Origin of the sequence: Gordonia sp. w5E2 (genome assembly GCF_036540975.1) — a bacterium.
GTDB classification, from domain to species: Bacteria; Actinomycetota; Actinomycetes; order Mycobacteriales; family Mycobacteriaceae; genus Gordonia; species Gordonia jacobaea.
The window spans coordinates 1,577,511-1,595,906 of record NZ_CP144213.1; the positions used below are offsets into that span (position 1 = coordinate 1,577,511).

At 66.1% G+C, this 18,396-nt stretch carries 20 protein-coding genes; 17 read left to right on the forward strand and 3 right to left on the reverse strand.

Annotated features, from left to right (window positions below; all coding sequences use genetic code 11):
• Positions 1-3: 3 nt before the first annotated feature.
• From RND64_RS07190 to RND64_RS07220, 7 genes are all read left to right on the forward strand, one after another.
• A complete protein-coding gene (locus RND64_RS07190; protein WP_049699810.1) occupies positions 4-702 on the forward strand; it encodes an HAD family hydrolase in 699 nt (232 codons plus the stop codon).
• 204 nt (positions 703-906) lie between these two features.
• Complete coding sequence (locus RND64_RS07195; RefSeq protein ID WP_235434391.1) at positions 907-1,269, forward strand: hypothetical protein; 363 nt, start codon at positions 907-909, stop codon at positions 1,267-1,269.
• Positions 1,266-2,267, forward strand: a complete 1,002-nt coding sequence (locus tag RND64_RS07200) for a hypothetical protein (protein WP_053117476.1) — start codon at positions 1,266-1,268, stop codon at positions 2,265-2,267. The genes RND64_RS07195 and RND64_RS07200 overlap by 4 nt, the downstream gene beginning before the upstream one ends.
• The gene (locus tag RND64_RS07205; protein ID WP_049699619.1) at positions 2,264-2,539 is read left to right on the forward strand and encodes a hypothetical protein; all 276 of its coding nucleotides are present in this window, start codon (positions 2,264-2,266) and stop codon (positions 2,537-2,539) included. Before RND64_RS07200 ends, RND64_RS07205 begins: the two co-directional genes overlap by 4 nt.
• Before the next feature lie 10 nt (positions 2,540-2,549).
• Positions 2,550-3,485 carry a dienelactone hydrolase family protein gene (locus tag RND64_RS07210; protein ID WP_049699618.1) on the forward strand — a complete coding sequence of 312 codons (936 nt, stop codon included), beginning with the start codon at positions 2,550-2,552 and terminating at the stop codon, positions 3,483-3,485.
• A 6-nt stretch (positions 3,486-3,491) separates the two neighbouring features.
• The gene (gene glmS / locus RND64_RS07215; RefSeq protein ID WP_049699617.1) at positions 3,492-5,354 is read left to right on the forward strand and encodes a glutamine--fructose-6-phosphate transaminase (isomerizing); all 1,863 of its coding nucleotides are present in this window, start codon (positions 3,492-3,494) and stop codon (positions 5,352-5,354) included.
• Between the two features lie 6 nt (positions 5,355-5,360).
• Positions 5,361-6,815, forward strand: a complete 1,455-nt coding sequence (locus RND64_RS07220) for a bifunctional ADP-dependent NAD(P)H-hydrate dehydratase/NAD(P)H-hydrate epimerase (protein WP_049699616.1) — start codon at positions 5,361-5,363, stop codon at positions 6,813-6,815.
• A 124-nt stretch (positions 6,816-6,939) separates the two neighbouring features.
• Here the strand turns inward: RND64_RS07220 and RND64_RS07225 are convergent, their stop codons facing one another.
• Positions 6,940-7,257, reverse strand: coding sequence for a hypothetical protein (locus RND64_RS07225; protein ID WP_152930094.1), 318 nt, complete (start codon positions 7,255-7,257; stop codon positions 6,940-6,942).
• A gap of 163 nt (positions 7,258-7,420) precedes the next feature.
• Here RND64_RS07225 and alr point away from each other — a divergent pair, with 163 nt between their 5' ends.
• From alr to tsaD, 6 genes are read left to right on the forward strand one after another with little or no spacing between them, the layout of a single operon-like run.
• Positions 7,421-8,623, forward strand: coding sequence for an alanine racemase (gene alr, locus RND64_RS07230; protein WP_049699809.1), 1,203 nt, complete (start codon positions 7,421-7,423; stop codon positions 8,621-8,623).
• Positions 8,620-9,747, forward strand: coding sequence for an alpha/beta fold hydrolase (locus tag RND64_RS07235; protein ID WP_049699614.1), 1,128 nt, complete (start codon positions 8,620-8,622; stop codon positions 9,745-9,747). The genes alr and RND64_RS07235 overlap by 4 nt, the downstream gene beginning before the upstream one ends.
• The gene (gene tsaE / locus RND64_RS07240; RefSeq protein ID WP_049699613.1) at positions 9,744-10,196 is read left to right on the forward strand and encodes a tRNA (adenosine(37)-N6)-threonylcarbamoyltransferase complex ATPase subunit type 1 TsaE; all 453 of its coding nucleotides are present in this window, start codon (positions 9,744-9,746) and stop codon (positions 10,194-10,196) included. The genes RND64_RS07235 and tsaE overlap by 4 nt, the downstream gene beginning before the upstream one ends.
• The gene (gene tsaB, locus RND64_RS07245; RefSeq protein ID WP_049699612.1) at positions 10,189-10,890 is read left to right on the forward strand and encodes a tRNA (adenosine(37)-N6)-threonylcarbamoyltransferase complex dimerization subunit type 1 TsaB; all 702 of its coding nucleotides are present in this window, start codon (positions 10,189-10,191) and stop codon (positions 10,888-10,890) included. Before tsaE ends, tsaB begins: the two co-directional genes overlap by 8 nt.
• Entirely contained in the window at positions 10,887-11,384 is a 498-nt protein-coding gene (rimI, locus tag RND64_RS07250) for a ribosomal protein S18-alanine N-acetyltransferase (protein ID WP_049699611.1), read from the forward strand. The genes tsaB and rimI overlap by 4 nt, the downstream gene beginning before the upstream one ends.
• Entirely contained in the window at positions 11,381-12,430 is a 1,050-nt protein-coding gene (gene tsaD, locus RND64_RS07255; RefSeq protein ID WP_049699610.1) for a tRNA (adenosine(37)-N6)-threonylcarbamoyltransferase complex transferase subunit TsaD, read from the forward strand. Before rimI ends, tsaD begins: the two co-directional genes overlap by 4 nt.
• Here the strand turns inward: tsaD and RND64_RS07260 are convergent, their stop codons facing one another.
• Positions 12,431-12,841: a MarR family winged helix-turn-helix transcriptional regulator gene (locus RND64_RS07260; protein ID WP_049699808.1), complete on the reverse strand. Its 411-nt coding sequence runs from the start codon at positions 12,839-12,841 to the stop codon at positions 12,431-12,433.
• 99 nt (positions 12,842-12,940) lie between these two features.
• On the opposite strand from RND64_RS07260, the gene RND64_RS07265 reads away from it, so the two are divergent.
• The 3 genes from RND64_RS07265 to groL all read left to right on the forward strand — a co-directional run bounded on the left by RND64_RS07265 (position 12,941) and on the right by groL (position 16,676).
• Positions 12,941-14,476: an MFS transporter gene (locus tag RND64_RS07265; RefSeq protein WP_235434390.1), complete on the forward strand. Its 1,536-nt coding sequence runs from the start codon at positions 12,941-12,943 to the stop codon at positions 14,474-14,476.
• A 171-nt stretch (positions 14,477-14,647) separates the two neighbouring features.
• On the forward strand, positions 14,648-14,947 hold the full coding sequence (groES, locus tag RND64_RS07270) for a co-chaperone GroES (protein ID WP_005174150.1): 300 nt from the start codon (positions 14,648-14,650) through the stop codon (positions 14,945-14,947).
• Between the two features lie 115 nt (positions 14,948-15,062).
• Positions 15,063-16,676, forward strand: coding sequence for a chaperonin GroEL (gene groL / locus RND64_RS07275; RefSeq protein WP_049699608.1), 1,614 nt, complete (start codon positions 15,063-15,065; stop codon positions 16,674-16,676).
• 133 nt (positions 16,677-16,809) lie between these two features.
• On the opposite strand, the gene RND64_RS07280 is transcribed toward groL, so the two are convergent.
• Complete coding sequence (locus RND64_RS07280; protein ID WP_005174148.1) at positions 16,810-17,106, reverse strand: WhiB family transcriptional regulator; 297 nt, start codon at positions 17,104-17,106, stop codon at positions 16,810-16,812.
• Positions 17,107-17,558: 452 nt separating this feature from the next.
• Between RND64_RS07280 and RND64_RS07285 the strand changes: the two genes are divergently transcribed.
• On the forward strand, positions 17,559-18,362 hold the full coding sequence (locus RND64_RS07285; protein ID WP_049699607.1) for a hypothetical protein: 804 nt from the start codon (positions 17,559-17,561) through the stop codon (positions 18,360-18,362).
• Positions 18,363-18,396 lie beyond the last annotated feature (34 nt).

Sequence of the window (18,396 nt, forward strand, 5' to 3'; positions counted from 1 at the left end):
ACGTTGAGCGGCACTCCCAAAGCAGTCCTTTTCGACTTCTCCGGGACGCTGTTCCGCTTCACCGACCAGCCCGAATGGTTTGCCGACCTCCACGACGAGAACGGTCAACCGCTGCACCTCGACCACCAGATGGAACTCATCCGACGGATGACCCAGCCCGTCGGACTTCCCGCCGCCGTCGAAGACGACGATCGGATCTCCTGGGAGAGAAGAGATCTCGATCCGGCCGAGCATCGTCGTGCATATCTGGCGATTCTGCGGGCATCGGGACTGTCGGTTCCCGGCCAGGCGGAGTCGCTCTATGAACGGGTGCTCGACCCCGCGTCGTGGGAGCCGTTCGACGACACCGCGACGGTACTGCGGGGCCTGAAGGCGGCGGGTGTTCCGGTCGGCATCGTCAGCAACATCGCCTTCGACGTGCGCAAAGTGCTCGAGCGCGTGGGTCTGCGCGATCTGGTCGACGCGTACGCACTGTCCTACGAGGTCGGCGCGATCAAGCCGAATCCGAGGATCTTCGAGGCCGCCCTCGACGAGCTCGGTGTCGCCGGCTACGACGCCCTGATGATCGGGGACAGCTCCGAAGCCGACGGCGGGGCGACGCGCATCGGCAGCGCCTTCGAGCTCGTACACGACGTGCCGCCGCAGCAACGCCCGACAGCCCTGGTCGACGCCGTGGAGCGGCACGGAATCGCTTTGTCGTAGCGTTCTGCGAGCTCGTCGACTGCGACTGCTGCCGAGCAGTCTTCGGCTGCGCTCAGAAATCTCGGCGAACATGGAACCCGCGGCGCATTCTCACCGTCTAGACTTCAACGCCACACGTAGATAGCCGCATATCGGGCAGCCCGACGAGGTGCCCGGCGCTATCTCGACAGCGCGGGCGGCAGACGGGGTGGGACTGTGTCGGAAGTGAGTTCGCAGGCGGCGGGAGAGCGTCTCCGCGTCGACCTCGATCAGGTGCACGGGGTGGTCTCGTTCTATCGGCGTGCGTCGCTGGTCGTCGGCGCCGCCGCATCCGACATGGAGTCGGCCGCCTTCGGTACGTGGTGTTCCGGCGAGGCGTACGCGACCCTCGCAGAACGCTACATCGCGATGGGAAACCATCTCGCACAACGACTCCGGGCCCAATCCGTCGCTGCGGCCGATCTCGCGGACACACTCGAACGCGGCATCACCAGCCTCGACGACGCCGATGCCGAGCTCACGCATGTCATCCGCCGAACCGTTGACGGCGATTCGGCGACCGTGAACCGGGCTGGAGCGGGCGAGTGACGCGGGCGATGGGGGAGGTGCTGGACAGCCTGCCGGTCCTACGCGAGCAGGCGATCGCGAGCGTCGACGACCTGATCTCGCTGATGGGTGTCGGCCGATCACTCGGGGTCGACGTTCCCGCCGACGACGAGCTGCGAGAACCGTTGGCGCGCATCGGACAATTCGACGTCGCCGCACTCGCCGACGATGCGCATCGGCTCGCGGCAGCACATCGCGCGGTGGCCGATCAACTGCACTGGCTGCCCGAGCAGCAGATCAGGCTCGACGACGGGTGGTCGGGCGCATCGGGCGACGCCACGACCGCGCTGCTCGTCGCACATCAGCGTCGCGCAGAGTCGGATCTCGGTGTGCTGCGCACCGTGTCGGAGTCGACGAACAGTGCGGCGTCGGGCATCGATCGACTATTGCGGACCTGGTACGTCACGGTCGCGCGTTGCTCCTGTCCCATCATCGCGGGCGTCCCGATCGCCGAGTTGCCCGCAGCGGTCCTCACCGGGGCGGTGCCGCTCTCGCTCGTGGCGGCAGACATCGCCTCGCGCGTGCGCCTGTTTCTCGACACCGCCGACACGACGGTCCGCACGCTCGACGAGATCCTCCACACGCTCAACCGGGCGACCGAGGGACTGGATGTCGAGACGTATCCCGATCGCGGACACGGCCGATCGGACGTGAATCACCCTGCACCGCACCAGATGTCGGTTGACCTCTCAGGCCACCCGCCGGTGCTACGCGATCGTGACGAAGGTGGCAGTGGCAGTGGCAATGGGAGTGACAGTGGTGCTGAGCGGGAAGTCCAGCCGTCCGATCGCACCGTCGAGCACGAGAACGTCGACGTTCCGCTCACCCTGCCGCAACCCGACGGTGCTCACCCCGACAGCGACGGTGCAAAACCCGACAGCCCCGCCCCGACCGACACGGCGCCCGCTGCCCAACCGCCCGCGACGTCGCACCACGACGTCGACTCGGGCGCAGACCTGGCACTGGCAGGAGACCAATGAGCCTCGCGGATCAGATCGACGCCATCGCTCGCGGCGCTACCGAATCGATCGTCGGCGCGTCGCGTGAGTTCACCGCAACGCAGGCCGAGTTGGCGAGGACTCTGGCCGAGCATCGACGACGGTCGGGAACGCAGACGGCCAGGATGCGCGACCAACTCGTCGACGACGCCGACGAGGCCGATGCGGTGCCTCGGCTGCTGCTGCCCGCAGATCTGGCCGACGCAAGTCCGCATTCTCCCCCTGAGGCGCTTTCGGGCGGTGTGACCACATAGGCTGAGCAACGTGGCCCGGAAAAAGCGCGTCTCCACGAAGTCTCCCGACAAGTTGTCCAAGCAGCTTGCTCGACGAGGTCCGCACAAGGTGTTGCGCGGCGACCTCGGCATCGTCGGAATGCCCGGTCTCGTCTTCACGCCGGCTGACGCCGGTCGGTATCCGGCTATCGCATTCGGTCACGGGTGGCTCACCGGTGCCGACCGCTACCGCTCGCTGCTCTATCACTTGGCGTCGTGGGGGATCGTCGTCGCGGCTCCCGACGATCAGAAGCGTGTGATGGCCTCCGACATCGCGCTGGCGGCACAGATGCGCGCGGCGGCGTCGATCGTCAGCAATTACTCGCTCGGCACCGGAGAGATCACCGTCGACCGAGACCGCATCGGGTTCGTCGGGCACGGTTTCGGTGCGTCCGCGGCCGTCATCGCCGCGGGTGATCAGCAACTACTCGGGCAGGAAGCACGGGACGTGCGCGGCGTCGTCGCACTGTTTCCGGCTCCGACCACGCAAGCGCTGCCGCAGGCCGCGAAGACCGCAACTGCTCCGTGTCTGCTGCTGACCGGGGCCGGAGATCTCGACAACGTCGACGCCAACGGGCTCGCGCTGGCTCGTGATTATGCGGGCGATGTGTCATTGCGCACCATCCCCAAGGCGACTCGGGCGGGCATCGTCGAGCGGCCCTCGGTCAAGTCGCTACTCGGATTCGCTGCGGTCGACCGCAAGTCTCATTCGACCGTACGTGCGATGACCACGGGATTTCTGCTGTACACCCTCACCGGCGACCCCCAGTACGCGGGCTTCGCCGACGCCGAGGCGCAGATTGGCAAGACCATGGTCGTCGACGTCGACGAACCGCCGCAGGAGCGCCTCGATTCGGTATCGCGATTGCTGGGTGCCAAGTCGGGCGGCGGGGCTCGTCAATTGCTCGCAAAAACCCCGGTACGCTGAACATCTATGTGTGGAATTGTCGGATACGTGGGCAGGCGAGACGCCCTCGACATCGTTGTCGAGGCGCTGCGTCGAATGGAGTACCGCGGATATGACTCGGCGGGTGTCGCCATTCTCGACGGGCACGGTCACACGACCGTCGAGAAGAAGGCAGGCCGTCTCGAGAACCTGGACAAACAGATCGCCGCGGTCGGTCGAGAAGCCCTGACGGGCACGACCGGAATGGGGCACACGCGGTGGGCGACGCACGGTCAGCCGACCGATCGCAACGCGCACCCGCATGTGAGCACCGACGGCAAGATCGCCGTCGTACACAACGGGATCATCGAGAACTACGCTCCGCTGCGCGACGAACTCGAGGCCGCGGGCATCGAGTTCACCTCCGACACCGACACCGAGACCGCGGTGCATCTCGTCGAGCGTGAGTACAACTCCGGCCCGACCGCAGGCGACTTCGTCGCGAGTGCGTTCTCCGCCCTGCGTCGACTCGACGGTGCGTTCACGCTGGTCTTCACGCATTCCGATCACCCCGACACGATCGTCGCGGCGCGTCGGTCGACGCCGCTGGTCGTCGGTGTCGGAAAGGACGAGATGTTCGTCGCGTCCGACGTCACCGCATTCATCGAGCACACGCGCGACGCCGTCGAACTCGGCCAGGACGAGGTCGTCGTGATCACCGCCGAGAGCTACACGATCACCGACTTCGACCAGAACCCTCGCCCCGGCAAGCCGTTCCACATCGACTGGGATCTCGCGGCCGCTGAGAAGGGTGGCTACGACTACTTCATGCTCAAGGAGATCGCCGAGCAGCCCCGCGCGCTCGCCGACACCCTGCTCGGGCATCTGGAGAACGGCCGGATCGTGCTCGACGAGCAGCGCCTGTCCGACGGCGACCTGCGCGACGTCGACAAGGTCTTCGTCGTGGCGTGCGGTACCGCGTATCACGCGGGCATGCTCGCCAAGTACGCGATCGAGCACTGGACCCGCCTACCCGTCGAGGTCGAGTTGGCCAGCGAGTTCCGGTACCGCGATCCGGTCCTCGACCGCCAGACGCTCGTCGTCGCCATCTCCCAGTCGGGCGAGACGGCCGACACGCTCGAGGCGGTGCGGCACGCCAAGGACCAAAAGGCCAGGGTCTTGGCGATCTGCAACACCAACGGTGCGCAGATCCCGCGCGAGTCCGACGCCGTGCTCTACACGCACGCCGGACCGGAGATCGGCGTCGCGTCGACAAAGTGCTTCCTCGCGCAGATCGCCGCGGCATATCTCGTGGGACTCGCGTTGGCGCAGGCCAGGGGCACAAAGTACGCCGACGAGGTCGCGCGTGAGTTCGGTGCGATGGAAGCAATGGTCGATGCGGTTCGCGAGGTGCTCGACACCATGGAGCCCGTCCGCGATCTCGCCCGTTCACTCGCCGATCGCGGCACTGTGCTGTTCATCGGTCGCCACGTCGGCTATCCGGTGGCGCTCGAGGGCGCGCTCAAGCTCAAGGAACTCGCCTACATGCACGCGGAGGGATTCGCTGCCGGCGAGCTCAAGCACGGCCCGATCGCACTCATCGAAGACGGACTGCCGGTCATCGTCGTGATGCCTCAGGCCGACGGTCGCGCGGTGCTGCACTCCAAGATGGTCAGCAACATCCGCGAGATCCAGGCGCGAGGCGCGCGGACGATCGTGATCGCCGAAGCCGACGACGACTCCGCGCGTGCCGTCGCCGATCACTTCATCCCGATCCCGAAAACGCCGACGCTGCTGCAGCCGCTGGTCTCGACCATCCCGTTGCAGGTCTTCGCGGCGAGCGTCGCGCAGGCTCGCGGCTACGACGTCGACAAGCCGCGCAACCTCGCCAAGTCGGTCACCGTCGAGTAGGTCCTGATGCCGGTCAGCTACCTCACCGCCGACGCCGTCCGCGCCGAGGAACGCGCGACAGGGGAACTGCTGACCAACGGCACACTGATGCGCCGCGCCTCGCACGGCGTGGCTCAGGCAGTGGCCGCGCTTCTGGCCGAACGCACGAACGGTGTGGTGGGACGGGCCGTCGGGATCGTGGTCGGGGCAGGCGACAATGGCGGCGACGCCCTCTACGCCGGCGCTGAACTTGCCAGACGCGGCGCCGCGGTCAGCGCGACGCTGCTCGCCCCCGACAAGGCACATGCCGGTGGGTTGGCGGCACTTCGACGTGCACGTGGTCGGGTCGTCGAAACGCTCCCGAGTTCGCTCGACGTCGTCATCGACGGTGTCGTGGGGATAGGCGGTCACGGGCCGCTACGGCCCGCCGCTGCAACGGTTTTCGCGTCCGTCGATCCGCTGACACCGATCGTGGCCGTCGACCTTCCATCCGGTGTCGACGCCGATACAGGGCAGATCAACCAGCCCGCCGTCCGCGCCGACGTCACGGTCACGTTCGGCGTACGACGACACGCGCATCTGCTCGCCGCACCGCAATGTGGGCGAGTAGAGCTTGTCGACATCGGTCTTGCCGAGGACCCGGAGGGTGCACCGCTGGTGTCGACGCCCCCGACGCGGCCAAGGCTGTACGCACTCACCGATACCGAGATCGCCGACGCCTGGCCGGTCCCCGGACCGCACGACGACAAGTACACGCAGGGTGTCGTCGGAGTGATCGCGGGATCGCATCGGTATCCGGGCGCGGGCATCCTGTGCACGGGAGCCGCGGTGACCGCGACGTCGGGGATGACTCGGTATGTCGGGTCGGCGCACGCCGAGGTGGTCGAGCACTTTCCGGAGGTCGTAGCGGTACCGGACTTCGCCGACGCCGGTCGTGTGCAGGCGTGGATCGTCGGACCGGGAGCAGGAACAGACGACGCTGCCGTCGATCTGCTGGGAAAGATCCTCGCCACCGAGCTGCCGGTTCTCGTCGATGCGGATGGATTGACCGTCCTGTCCCAGCACCCAGAACTGGTACGTGGACGCGAGGCGCCGACACTGCTGACGCCGCATGCGGGTGAATTCGCACGCCTCACCGGCGAGGAGGTGGGTGCTGACCGCCTCGGGACGGTGGCCGGGCTCGCTCAGCGCTGGGGTGTGACGGTGCTGCTGAAGGGGCGCATCACGCTGGTCGCCGAGCCCGACGGCACGGTGTTCGGCAACGACGCGGAATCGTCGTGGGCGGCGACAGCAGGAGCGGGAGACGTGTTGTCGGGCATCGCAGGTGCACTGCTGGCGGCGGGCCTGCCACCCATCTGGGCGGGTGCGGCTGCAGCGAGGGTGCACGCCCGGGCAGCGGCGTTGGCCAGCGGTGGAGCGCCGATCGGTGCGTCGAATCTGCTGGCTGGGCTCCGGCCAGCTCTGCGCACACTGCTTGTCTGAAGGGGTACGTAGCCCTGGCTGGTCAGGGAGCTTGCTGAAGACGGCCCTTGCTAGAAATTCAGGTAGAAGGCAAGGACTGCATGCCCGATCAGATTCAGGCCTGTGACCACCCATGCCGTGACGATCACCCAGGGCGCGCCGAGATGGCGTGTCTGCGAGATGACGTGAGCGCGAGTGCCGCGAGCGTCATGATGCCCGAAGCGACGATGAGGCCCACTGTGACCGCAAGCAGAGTGACTCCGACATACGCGGCGTCGCTGCCGGCATCGGCGCCGCCGATGGCGGCGAGAAGTCCGAAGAATCCCGTGAGCCCGGCTAACGGCAAGACGCCGATCGACACCGCGTTGAGCACGAATGACCAGGCGAGCGCAGCCTTGCTCGGCTGAGCGGCTCCGACATTCGGCATCGGGTACGAACTGGGGTGGTAGGGCACGAATGTCATCGGGAACCTCCGGTGAGCAGGGAGTTGGGGGATTGGCGTGAGCGCCACGGTCCAGTTCACTCGCCGGTCGCCGCGTGCGGATGCGGGAGACTACTCACCTGCGTGGTGGGAATCGCTCGAGTGTGCCGCCGACCACTCCGTCGGATCTGGGACAATGGTCGCGATGACCTCACATGATTCGACGCCCGATGCGCCGGTGGCTGCCGAGACCGGCCTTCCCGCAGCGCTGACGGCGTTCATCGACCTCGACGCGATCGCCCACAACGTGGGTGTCGTCCGCGCGGCGGCCGGTACGGACGTGATCGCCGTGGTCAAAGCGAATGGCTACGGTCACGGCGCCGAGCCTGTTGCGCGTGCCGCGCTGGCAGCGGGCGCCACAGAACTCGGGGTCGCCCACATCGCAGAGGCGCTCGCGCTGCGCGAGGCAGGTATCGACGCGCACATCACGGCGTGGCTGCACACCAACCACGCACCGTTCGACGCCGCGATCGGCGCCGACATAGACGTCGCGCTGTCGTCGCGGCGCCAACTCGCCCTGGTCGCCGACGCCGCGCGCCGTCTGGGACGAACCGCCACCGTGACCGCCAAGGTCGACACGGGCCTCAACCGCAGCGGCGTCGCCGTGGACGAATGGGCCGACTTCGCCGACGACCTGGCCAAAGCGAATGCCGACGGGGCCGTGCGGGTCCGAGCGATCATGTGTCATCTCGTGCGCGGCGACGAACCCGAGCATCCGCTGAACTCGCAGCAGGCCGAACGCCTCGATGCCGCTGCCGCTGACCTCGTGCGGCTCGGAAGTCCCGCCGAGGTGATGCACATCGCCAATTCGCCTGCGGCACTGACACGTCCGGACCTGGCTCGCGATCTGGTCAGGCCAGGTATCGCGCTCTACGGATGCACTCCGATTCCGCAGCGCGGCGACTTCGGGTTGGTGCCGGCGATGACGTTGCGGGCCGAGGTTGCTCTCGTCAAGAATCTTGCTGCGGGGCAGGGTGTTTCGTACAACCATCACTGGACGTCGGATCGCGACACCGTGATTGCTGTCGTCCCCGCAGGCTATGCCGACGGTGTGCCGAGATTGCTGTCCAACCAGATGCGGGTACAGGTCAACGGTCGGGGATTTCCGCAGGTCGGTCGAGTATGTATGGACCAGTTCGTCATTGATCTCGGACCAGACGGAGGCGGGGTCGCCGAGGGCGACGTCGTCGAATTGTTCGGCGCCGGAACACGTGGCGCTCCCATCGCGCGTGACTGGGCCGATCAGATCGGCACCATCGACTACGAGATCATCACCGGCATCGGCGCTCGCGCGCATCGGCAGTACGTCGGTGGGGGAGCCGTGGCCGGCAACGTGGGGCACCAGTGAAGCCGTACGAACGGGTTGGCCTCGTGGCGGGTCTCGGAGGTCTCGGAGCGCTGGGCGGGTTGGCCGTCGCGGGTGCCGGACGTGCGCTGGCTCGGCGTCGTGTCGACGCACTCGACGATCCCTATGCGGGAATCGATTTCACCGCCATCTACTCCGACGAGCCGTCGACTGTCACCACCGACGACGGGCTGGCGCTCGCAGTGCGCACCGTCGACCTCGGGGGCATCGCGCCTGGCGAGAAGCCGGAGCTGACAGTGCTGTTCGTGCACGGCTTCAGTCTTCGTATGGCGTCGTGGCACTTTCAACGATTCGACCTCGCCGAACACTGGGCGCAACGGCGAATCCGACTGGTGTTCTTCGACCATCGCGGACATGGGAAGTCCGACGCGGCGCCCCCCGACACCTGCACGATCGCACAACTCTCCGACGACGTCGCCGCCGTGATGCGGACCGTCGCACCGTCGGGACCTGTTGTGCTGTGCGGACATTCGATGGGTGGCATGTCGATCATGGCGCTCGCGCGACGCCACCCGGAGCTCTTCGGTCCTGACGGGCCCGTGGCAGGCGTCGCGCTCGTCGCCACCGCCGCACGTGGACTGACCGAGGCAGGTCTCGCGCGCGGGCTGCGCAACCCCCTCGTCGACGCGTTCCGCGCGACTGTTCGACACAGCCCGCGCGTGATCCAAGCCGGGCGCGACCTCACCAGGCTGGTCCTCGAGCCGGTCCTCGTGTCGGCAAGCTTCGGGCCCGACTTTCACAGCCCCGCACTCGGTCGGGCCGTGGAGAAGATGATTCAGAACACGCCGATCTCCACTGTCGTGAGTTTCCTGAATGCGTTGGAACACCACGACGAATCGATGGGCCTGCCGGTCATCGCCGCCGTCCCGACAGCCGTCGTGTGTGGAACCGCCGACCAGATGACACCGCTGCCCAACTCGCTGCACATGTTCGGCGACCTCGGCGACGACTCCCGACTCGACATCGTCGACGGCGCAGGCCACATGGTCTTGATGGAGCAGCCCGACCGGGTGACCGACGCCATCGCCGACCTCGTCGAACGGTCGCGGGCAGCGCGCCCGCAGCCGCGGCGTCGTCGAATCCCGTTGTTGGGCAGGCGACGATGAGCGGCACCGATGATGTCCAGACTCGTGAGCTGCCCGATGTCGCCGATACCGAGGCATTGGGAGCCGAACTCGCACAAGGCCTCTCGGCCGGCGACGTCGTCATCCTCGACGGGCTGCTCGGGGCGGGTAAGACGGCACTGGCACGCGGTATCGCCGCCGGTCTCGATGTGGTTGGCCGGGTGTCGTCGCCGACCTTCATCATCGCTCGTGAACACAAACCCGGTTCACCCGACCGTCCCGGGATGGTGCACGTCGACGCGTACCGCCTCGGTGGACTCGACGAACTCGACGCGCTCGACCTCGACACCGATCTCGCGGACGCGGTCGTCGTCGTCGAATGGGGCGAAGGCGTCGCGGAGCGTCTCGCAGACCGGCACCTGCTGGTGCGCTTGCAGCGCGATCCCGATACCGATGTCCGCCACGCACAATGGAGTTGGATAGATGGATGAGATGACGGTGCTCGTCATCGACACCGCGACCGATGTCGTGGTGACCGGCGTCGGGACGGTCGACGGTAGTGGTGTGCGTGTGTTGGCCGACCGTGCGACGGCCGACCACCGGCGTCACGCGGAAGTGCTGACGACGCTGATGTCCGAGACACTCGACGAGGCCGGTGTGCGCCGAGACGGGCTCGACGCTGTCGTGGTCGGTTGTGGCCCAGGACCTTTCACTGGTCTACGGGTCGGTATGGCGACCGGCGCCGGATTCGGCGACGCGCTCGGTCTTCCGGTGTACGGGGTCTGCTCGCTCGACGCGATCGCCGCCGACGCCGCGCAACACTTTCCGGCCGGATCGTCGATGGCTGTGGTCACCGACGCGCGACGCCGCGAGGTGTACTGGGCGCGTTACCGCGATGGAGCGCGGTTCAGTGGTCCCGACGTGTCGGCACCCGCGGTGGTAGCCGAATCGCTTGCGGCGCAGCCGGTCGACGTCGCGGCAGGCTCGCCGAGTCATCTCGAACTGTGCGGGTGGCAGGGAGAGCCGTCGCTGGTGACAACGCCGACGGTGCGCGGCCTGCTCCTGGCAAGCGCGGACGACGTCGTGACAGGCGCGGCGCCGGGACCGCTCGTCCCGCTCTATCTCCGACGCCCGGATGCCGTCGAACGAAAAGACCAGCGCGCCAAGGCGGTGACTCCGAAATGACCACCCACGAATTGCTGATCGACCGGCTCGATTATTCGGACATCCCTCGGTGCGCAATGCTCGAGCGCGAGATGTTCGTCGGCGATTCGCCATGGCCCGCAACCGCATTCCGTGCCGAGCTCAACGCGCCGTACAACCGGTACTTCGCGGCGCGCGAGACGCCCGGTGGCGAAGTCGTCGGATACGCGGGCATTTCGACACTGGGCGGCGAGGGCAACTTCGAGTGCGAGATCCATACCATCGCCGTCGCACCGAGTCATCGTGGTCTCGGCTACGGACGCGCACTGCTCGACGTGATGCTCGACGTCGCCGATGCCGCGGACGCCCCGGTCTACCTAGAGGTCAGGACCGACAACGACACCGCGATCGCGCTGTACGAACGCAACGGCTTCGTCCGACGTGGTGTGCGCCGCAACTACTATCAGCCCTCCGGCGCCGACGCCTACACGATGGCGCGGCCCTCGGTGTCGGGGCGTGGAGGTGATCCCACATGATCGTGATGGGCGTGGAGAGTTCGTGCGACGAAACCGGAGTCGGGATCGTCGAGTGGACGCCGGGTGAAGGTGACGGGCCCGGCGAGGTCACGCTGCTGGCCGACGAGGTGGCATCGAGTGTCGACGAGCACGCACGCTTCGGGGGAGTGGTGCCCGAAATCGCCTCGCGTGCGCACCTCGAAGCGATCGTGCCTGCCATGCAGCGGGCGCGCGAAGCTGCGGGGATCGACAAGCCGGATGCCATCGCCGTCACCATCGGGCCTGGCCTCGCAGGCGCGCTGCTCGTCGGAGTTGCTGCCGCCAAGGCGTATTCGCTGGCGTGGGATGTACCGCTGTACGCGATGAATCATCTCGGCGGGCACGTCGCCGTCGACACACTCGAACACGGGCCGATGCCCGAATGCGTCGCGCTCCTCGTCTCGGGTGGCCACACCCATCTCCTGCACGTCACCGATCTCGCCGACCCCATCGTCGAACTCGGCACCACGGTCGACGATGCCGCCGGGGAAGCCTTCGACAAGGTGGCGCGCCTGCTCGACCTCGGCTTCCCGGGCGGTCCCGAACTGGATAAGGCTGCGGCACAGGGTGACCCGCACGCGATCGAGTTCCCGAGAGGCATGACGGGGCCGCGTGACGCCCGCTACGACTTCTCGTTCTCGGGGGTGAAGACGGCGGTGGCACGCTACGTCGAGAAGTGCCGCCGCGATGGCGTCGACGTCCCGGTCGCCGATATCGCGGCGTCGTTTCAGGAAGCCGTGGCAGATGTGTTGACACTAAAGGCGGTTCGCGCGTGCACGGACCTCGGCGTCGACACCCTGGTGCTCGGCGGCGGTGCGACGGCCAACTCCCGGATTCGGTCGCTGGCGCAAGAACGTTGTGCCGCAGCCGGAATCACGCTGCGCGTGCCGAAGCCGCGCCTGTGTACCGACAACGGCGTCATGATCGCCACGCTGGGCGCGCACGTCATTGCGGGCGGCGCGCAACCGTCACCGCTGACCGTGGCCACCGACCCGGGGCTGAGTGTGCAGGTGTCGCAAGAACGCTGATCAGCCCTCGCGCAACAGTTGCGGGCACCCATCCGTGAGCGACGCGAGGGTCTCGCGCTGCGTCGGGCGTGCCTGCGCATACCGCTGCTCGCCCGAGGCGGTCAGGGTGGCGAAAACCGAGCGTCGGTCCGAGGAACACATCGTGCGGACAACCAGCCCGTCCTTCTCCAGTCGGCCGACAACTCGGGAGAGTGCGCTCTGGCTCAGATGCACTCGGCTTGCCAGCTCGCTCATCCGGGCTTGATGGTCGTCGGCCTCCGCGAGCAGCTCGAGTACCTCGAACTCGCTCGATGAGAGTCCGTGCTTGGCCTGCAGCTCACGGTCGAGACTGCACAGGACCTTGTTGTAGCGGATCGACAGATCTCGCCACGCGGCAGCCAACTGGTCCTCAGAAGTCACCGCCTTAGTCATGCACCGCATCCTACCCTGCAACTGCAATATATGCTTCAGCAAAAGATGTGATAACAATTAATGTAGACGCATTGAATGCACATGCATATAGTTCCTCGCATGGCACACAACACACGAGACGTGGTCATCGCGCATCGGTCCGAGTCGTCGAGCGTCGACGATCGGGCACACGACATCAATCAGGCGGCTCCCGAACCGTCATCGGACCTTCACATCACCTCCCCCCACATCACCTCCGCGACAGGGTGGACCGGGAAGGTGTGGCTGCTGCTGGTGGTTCTGGCGGGAGCGCTCTTCCTCGACGGCCTGGACATCTCGATGGTCGGCGTCGCACTGCCGTCGATCGGCGAGGACCTCCACATGGGTCAGTCGCAATTGCAGTGGATCGTGAGCGGATATGTCCTGGGCTACGGCGGCCTGCTGTTGCTGGGCGGGCGTGCAAGCGACTTGTTCGGTCGCCGCAGGGTGTTCCTGGTGGCACTGGGCGTGTTCGGCGTCGCGTCTGTCGCAAGCGCCGTCGTCGACATCAATGCGGTCATCATCGCTCTGCGTTTCATCAAGGGGATCGCCGCGGCGTTCACCGTGCCCGCAGGCTTGTCGATCATCACGACGACGTTCGCCGAGGGGCCCGCCCGCAACAAGGCATTCAGTATCTACACCGTGTGCGGAGCGAGTGGCTTCTCGCTCGGCCTGGTCTTCGGTGGTCTGCTGACCGAACTCTCCTGGCGCGCAACGCTTCTGTTCCCGGGTCCCGTCGCGCTTGCGTTGCTCTTCGCGGGGCTGCGCGTGATCCCGACCGCGCCGCGCACACCCATGCACTGGCGACAGTTCGACGCGTTGGGCGCTCTGACCAGCACCGGTGCACTGCTGCTGCTCGTCTTCGCGGTCGTGCGCGCTCCCGAGGTCGGGTGGACCGCACCCGTCACGATCGCGAGTTTCGCCGCGTCGGCAATCCTGGGCGTCGCGTTCGTCGCTGTTGAACTTCGTCACCGACACCCGCTGGTGCGTCCGGGAATTCTGAGGTCGGCGTTGCTGGTCCACGCGAACCTCTCCGGTGCGCTGATGTTCGGCGGCTACGTCGCGTTCCAGTTCGTCGTGACGCTGTATCTGCAGGACTCGTTGGGTTGGTCGCCGCTGGGAATGGCGCTCGCCTTTCTGCCGGCAGGCGTGATCGTTGTCGCGAGTGCGACACGGATGGATCGTGTCCTCGACAGGGTTCCGACGCCGCTTCTGCTCGTGGCCGGCTTCGCGTCATTCCTCGGCGGTTACCTGTGGTTCTCCCGTGTCCAGCCGGGCATGTCGTACGCCGAGTTCCTGCTGCCGACCATCATTCTGTTGGGCGTCGGGTTTGCGCTGACGTTCCCGTCGATCAACTCACAGGGCACCGCTGGCGTCGCCGACCACGAGCAGGGTTTGGCGTCCGGTCTGGTCAACACCAGCGTCCAGGTTGGCGGCGCAGTGATGCTGGCGATCATCACCGCCATTCTGGCCAGTTCGGGCGTCACGCAGCAGCCCGGTCAGTTGTTGGGCGGTATGTCGATGGCGATCTGGGTGGTCAGTGCGCTCGCGGTGGTCGGATTGTTCGGAGCACTCGTGGCATCGTGGTGGTCGCGACGCCTCCCGGTCGGTGCCTGAGCCGCGTAGGGGAGACGTTTGCACCCGTGCCCCTTGAGTGCTGGCACTCTCACGTATAGAGTGCCAGTAGGCACTGAAAGTGAACCTCGGCCACCCGCGACGACGAGGTTTCGTGCAGGGCCCGCAAACACATACATCGTTTCTCGGATGAGAAAGTTGAGGACTCACATCGTGGCGAGCGTGAACATCAAGCCGCTTGAGGACAAGATCCTGGTGCAGGCTGTGGAGGCCGAGACGACCACCGCATCCGGTCTGGTCATCCCGGATACCGCCAAGGAGAAGCCCCAGGAGGGCACCGTCATCGCCGTCGGCGAAGGGCGTGTCACCGAGCAGGGCAACCGCGTCCCTGTCGACGTCAAAGAAGGCGACACCGTCATCTACAGCAAGTACGGCGGCACCGAAATCAAGTATGCCGGCGAGGAGTACCTGATCCTCTCGTCCCGCGACGTGCTCGCGGTGATCGGCAAGTAAGACCCCACGGACCAACGTGTGGTCGTTCCGCCCCGGGGTCTGTACGCAGACCCCGGGGCGGACTACGTTGTGCCCCCATTCATTTCCCCAGTAGAAGGCACTCAAGAAGGAAGTCATGGCCAAACAGATCGAATTCGACGAGAAGGCCCGTCGCTCACTCGAGCGCGGTATCGATCAGCTCGCTGACACGGTCAAGGTGACACTCGGCCCACGTGGGCGACATGTGGTGCTGTCCAAGGCGTTCGGCGGACCGTCGGTCACCAATGACGGCGTGACGATCGCACGCGACATCGAACTCGAGGACCCGTTCGAGAACATGGGCGCTCAGTTGGTGAAGTCGGTCGCCACGAAGACGAACGACGTCGCAGGCGACGGCACGACCACCGCAACCGTTCTCGCGCAGGCGATCGTCAGCGAAGGTCTGCGCAACGTCGCAGCGGGCGCGAGCCCCGTCTCGCTCGGTGCGGGTATCTCGAAGGCCGCCGACGCGATCAACGACGAACTGGTCCGCGTCGCAACGCCCGTCGAGGGCGAGAAGGCGATCGCCCAGGTCGCCACCGTCAGCTCGCGTGACCCCGAGGTCGGCGAGATGGTCGGCAAGGCGATGGCGACGGTCGGCACCGACGGCGTCGTCACCGTCGAAGAGGGATCGGGACTGCACACCGAACTGGTCGTCACCGAGGGCGTGCAGTTCGACAAGGGCTACCTCTCGCCCTACTTCATGACCGATCCCGACAGCCAGGAAGCGGTCCTCGAGGACGCCTACGTGCTCCTCTACCGCGAGAAGATCAGCTCGCTGCCCGATTTCCTCCCGTTGCTGGAGAAGGTCGCGCAGTCTGGCAAATCGCTGCTGATCATTGCCGAAGACGTCGAGGGCGAGCCGCTCTCGACGCTGGTGGTCAACTCGATCCGCAAGACCATCAAGGCCGTCGCGGTCAAGGCGCCGTTCTTCGGTGATCGTCGCAAGGCGTTCCTCGACGACCTCGCTGTCGTCACCGGTGGCACCGTGATCTCGACCGACATCGGACTCTCGCTGTCGACGACCGAGCTCGATCAGCTCGGCACGGTGCGTCGCGCTGTCGTCACCAAGGACACCACCACCCTCGTCGAGGGTGGCGGTTCGAAGGAGGCCGTCGCCGCACGTGCCGACCAGATCCGACGCGAGATCGACAACAGCGACTCCGACTGGGACCGCGAGAAGCTCGCCGAGCGGTTGGCGAAGCTCTCCGGCGGCATCGCGGTGATTCGCGTCGGCGCGCCGACCGAGACAGCACTCAAGGAGCGCAAGCACCGCGTCGAGGATGCGGTCGCCGCAGCCAAGGCTGCTGTCGAGGAGGGCATCATCCCCGGTGGTGGGTCTGCGCTCGTGCAGGCGTCGAAGGTGCTTGATTCTCTCGCCGAGGGACTCGGCCAGGACGAGGCGCTCGGCGTCCGGGTCGTTCGCGACGCCGTGCGTTCGCCGCTGTACTGGATCGCCAGCAACGCGGGCGTCGACGGTGCCGTGGTTGTCGACAAGGTCGCACGCCAGGAGACCGGTCACGGCTTCAACGCCGCGACACTCTCGTACGGTGACCTGCTGGCAGACGGCATCATCGACCCGGTCAAGGTGACGAGGTCGGCCGTCGTGAACGCGGCGTCGGCATCGCGGATGGTGCTGACCACCGAGGCCGCGGTTGCCGACGAGCCCGCCGGTGCGGCCGCAGATCACGGTCACGGGCACGCACACTGACCGAGCGGTGCTCGCGGTCTGATCTCTGACCGCATGTGACACAACTGCAAGAGGCAAAAAGGAGCCCGGGCCGACCAGATGGTCGGCCCGGGCTTCTTTGTGGTCTTGTCGTCTGCTGTGTGTGAGTGCTCGGTCAGCTCGCGATGCGACGTCCGACGCCGCGCTTCATCAGCATGCTGCGTTCGGACTCCGAGAGTCCGCCCCAGATCCCGTACGGCTCAGCGACTGCGAGAGCGTGCTCACGGCAATGCGCGATCACCGGGCACTGGTGGCACATTTCTTTTGCGCGACGCTCTCTCTGAGCTCGTGCCCGGCCGCGCTCGCCATCGGGATGAAAGAACATAGAGGAGTCGACGCCGCGACATAGGCCTTGCATTTGCCAATCCCAGATATCGGCATTAGGTCCGGGGAGGTGATTTGGCTGAGGCATGGCACGAACTCCTTTGATTCTCGAGGTACCGCTGCACTGCTCCGTCGGCCGCGAGACCGGCGGAACCACACTGGCGCATCGCCGCTATCGGCTGTGCATCGCAAACACTAGGCGGACGACGGAAACAGCGTCAATAGTGCCTCTTGAGGACAAGATCGTTCAAAAAATTCCATCGTTGTTAACGAAATGTTGTGTGGTTGGCCTGGGCTAGCACAGGCCGACCCTGCCACCTGCGGAGACCCTCGTCAGGGTCCGATGACATGCCGTGACCTGCATGGATGCGGATTGATTTCGCTCTCTTCGAGCGAAAGTGCGATCGTAGGCGCGTGCGGGGCCGAGAACGCCGAGTAACACGAAGGAAATGTTCTCATCATGCGTACGTGACGTTGGCGTCGAATTAAAGAATTGTGACAACAGGTTAAATTCAGGAAAACGGAGACGATGGAAGTGATGTGGACCACGAGATTGTGTTGAATTCGCTGCGACAGCAATGGTGGGCGGCCGTCGTACGAGGAGGGCTTGGCGACGGGGCCGCAGCGCTGACCATGCTCGACCGGCTTCGTGCGCACGCCAGAGCGGTCGACGCCAGAGAGGTGATCTCCTTGGCGTTCAGTACCACGGCCTCACTACACCGACAGTCGGGTCGACACGACCTCGCCGTCGGGTTCGACGCCGCGGCGCTGGCTGAACTCGATGATCCCTTCGGCTCCACAGATCCGTGGGTTCGCGTTGCCGCGCACGACGCCGTCGTAGGCCTCGCGGCCGACAATCTGGGTCTGTTCCGATTCTCGGCCTCGGCTCGGCTGCTCATCCGGGCGCGAGAGCTGCACGATGGCCGCGACGTCGAGGAAGCGGGCTCCGACGCGTGGACGACTTTCGTCACCGAGGTCCGCCCGCGCGTGCGGGAGCGATGGGTCGGTGCTGAGCTGGCCATCTACACCGGCGACGCAGACCGGGCGCGTCGACTTATCGGTGAGGCCCAAAAAATGATGGCCTCGGTCTCGGCGAATCATGAGCGTCATCACATCAAGACAGATCTCATCGCCGCGGCGTCCGCGATCGATACATCCGACGCGCTCACCGTCGCGAGGGCATGTCTTCGGCGCGCGCAGGCAGGTGGATTTTTACCTCTGACCTGGGCGTCGTTGTCTTTGCTGCAAGGCCTCGGCGACACGTCGGATACAACGATTGCAAGCATCAACGCGTCGCATGACATGCTTGTGGATCGGGGGATGCCGTTCGCCGGCCGCTCGTAGATCCATCACGACCCGATTGATCAGGCAACACAAA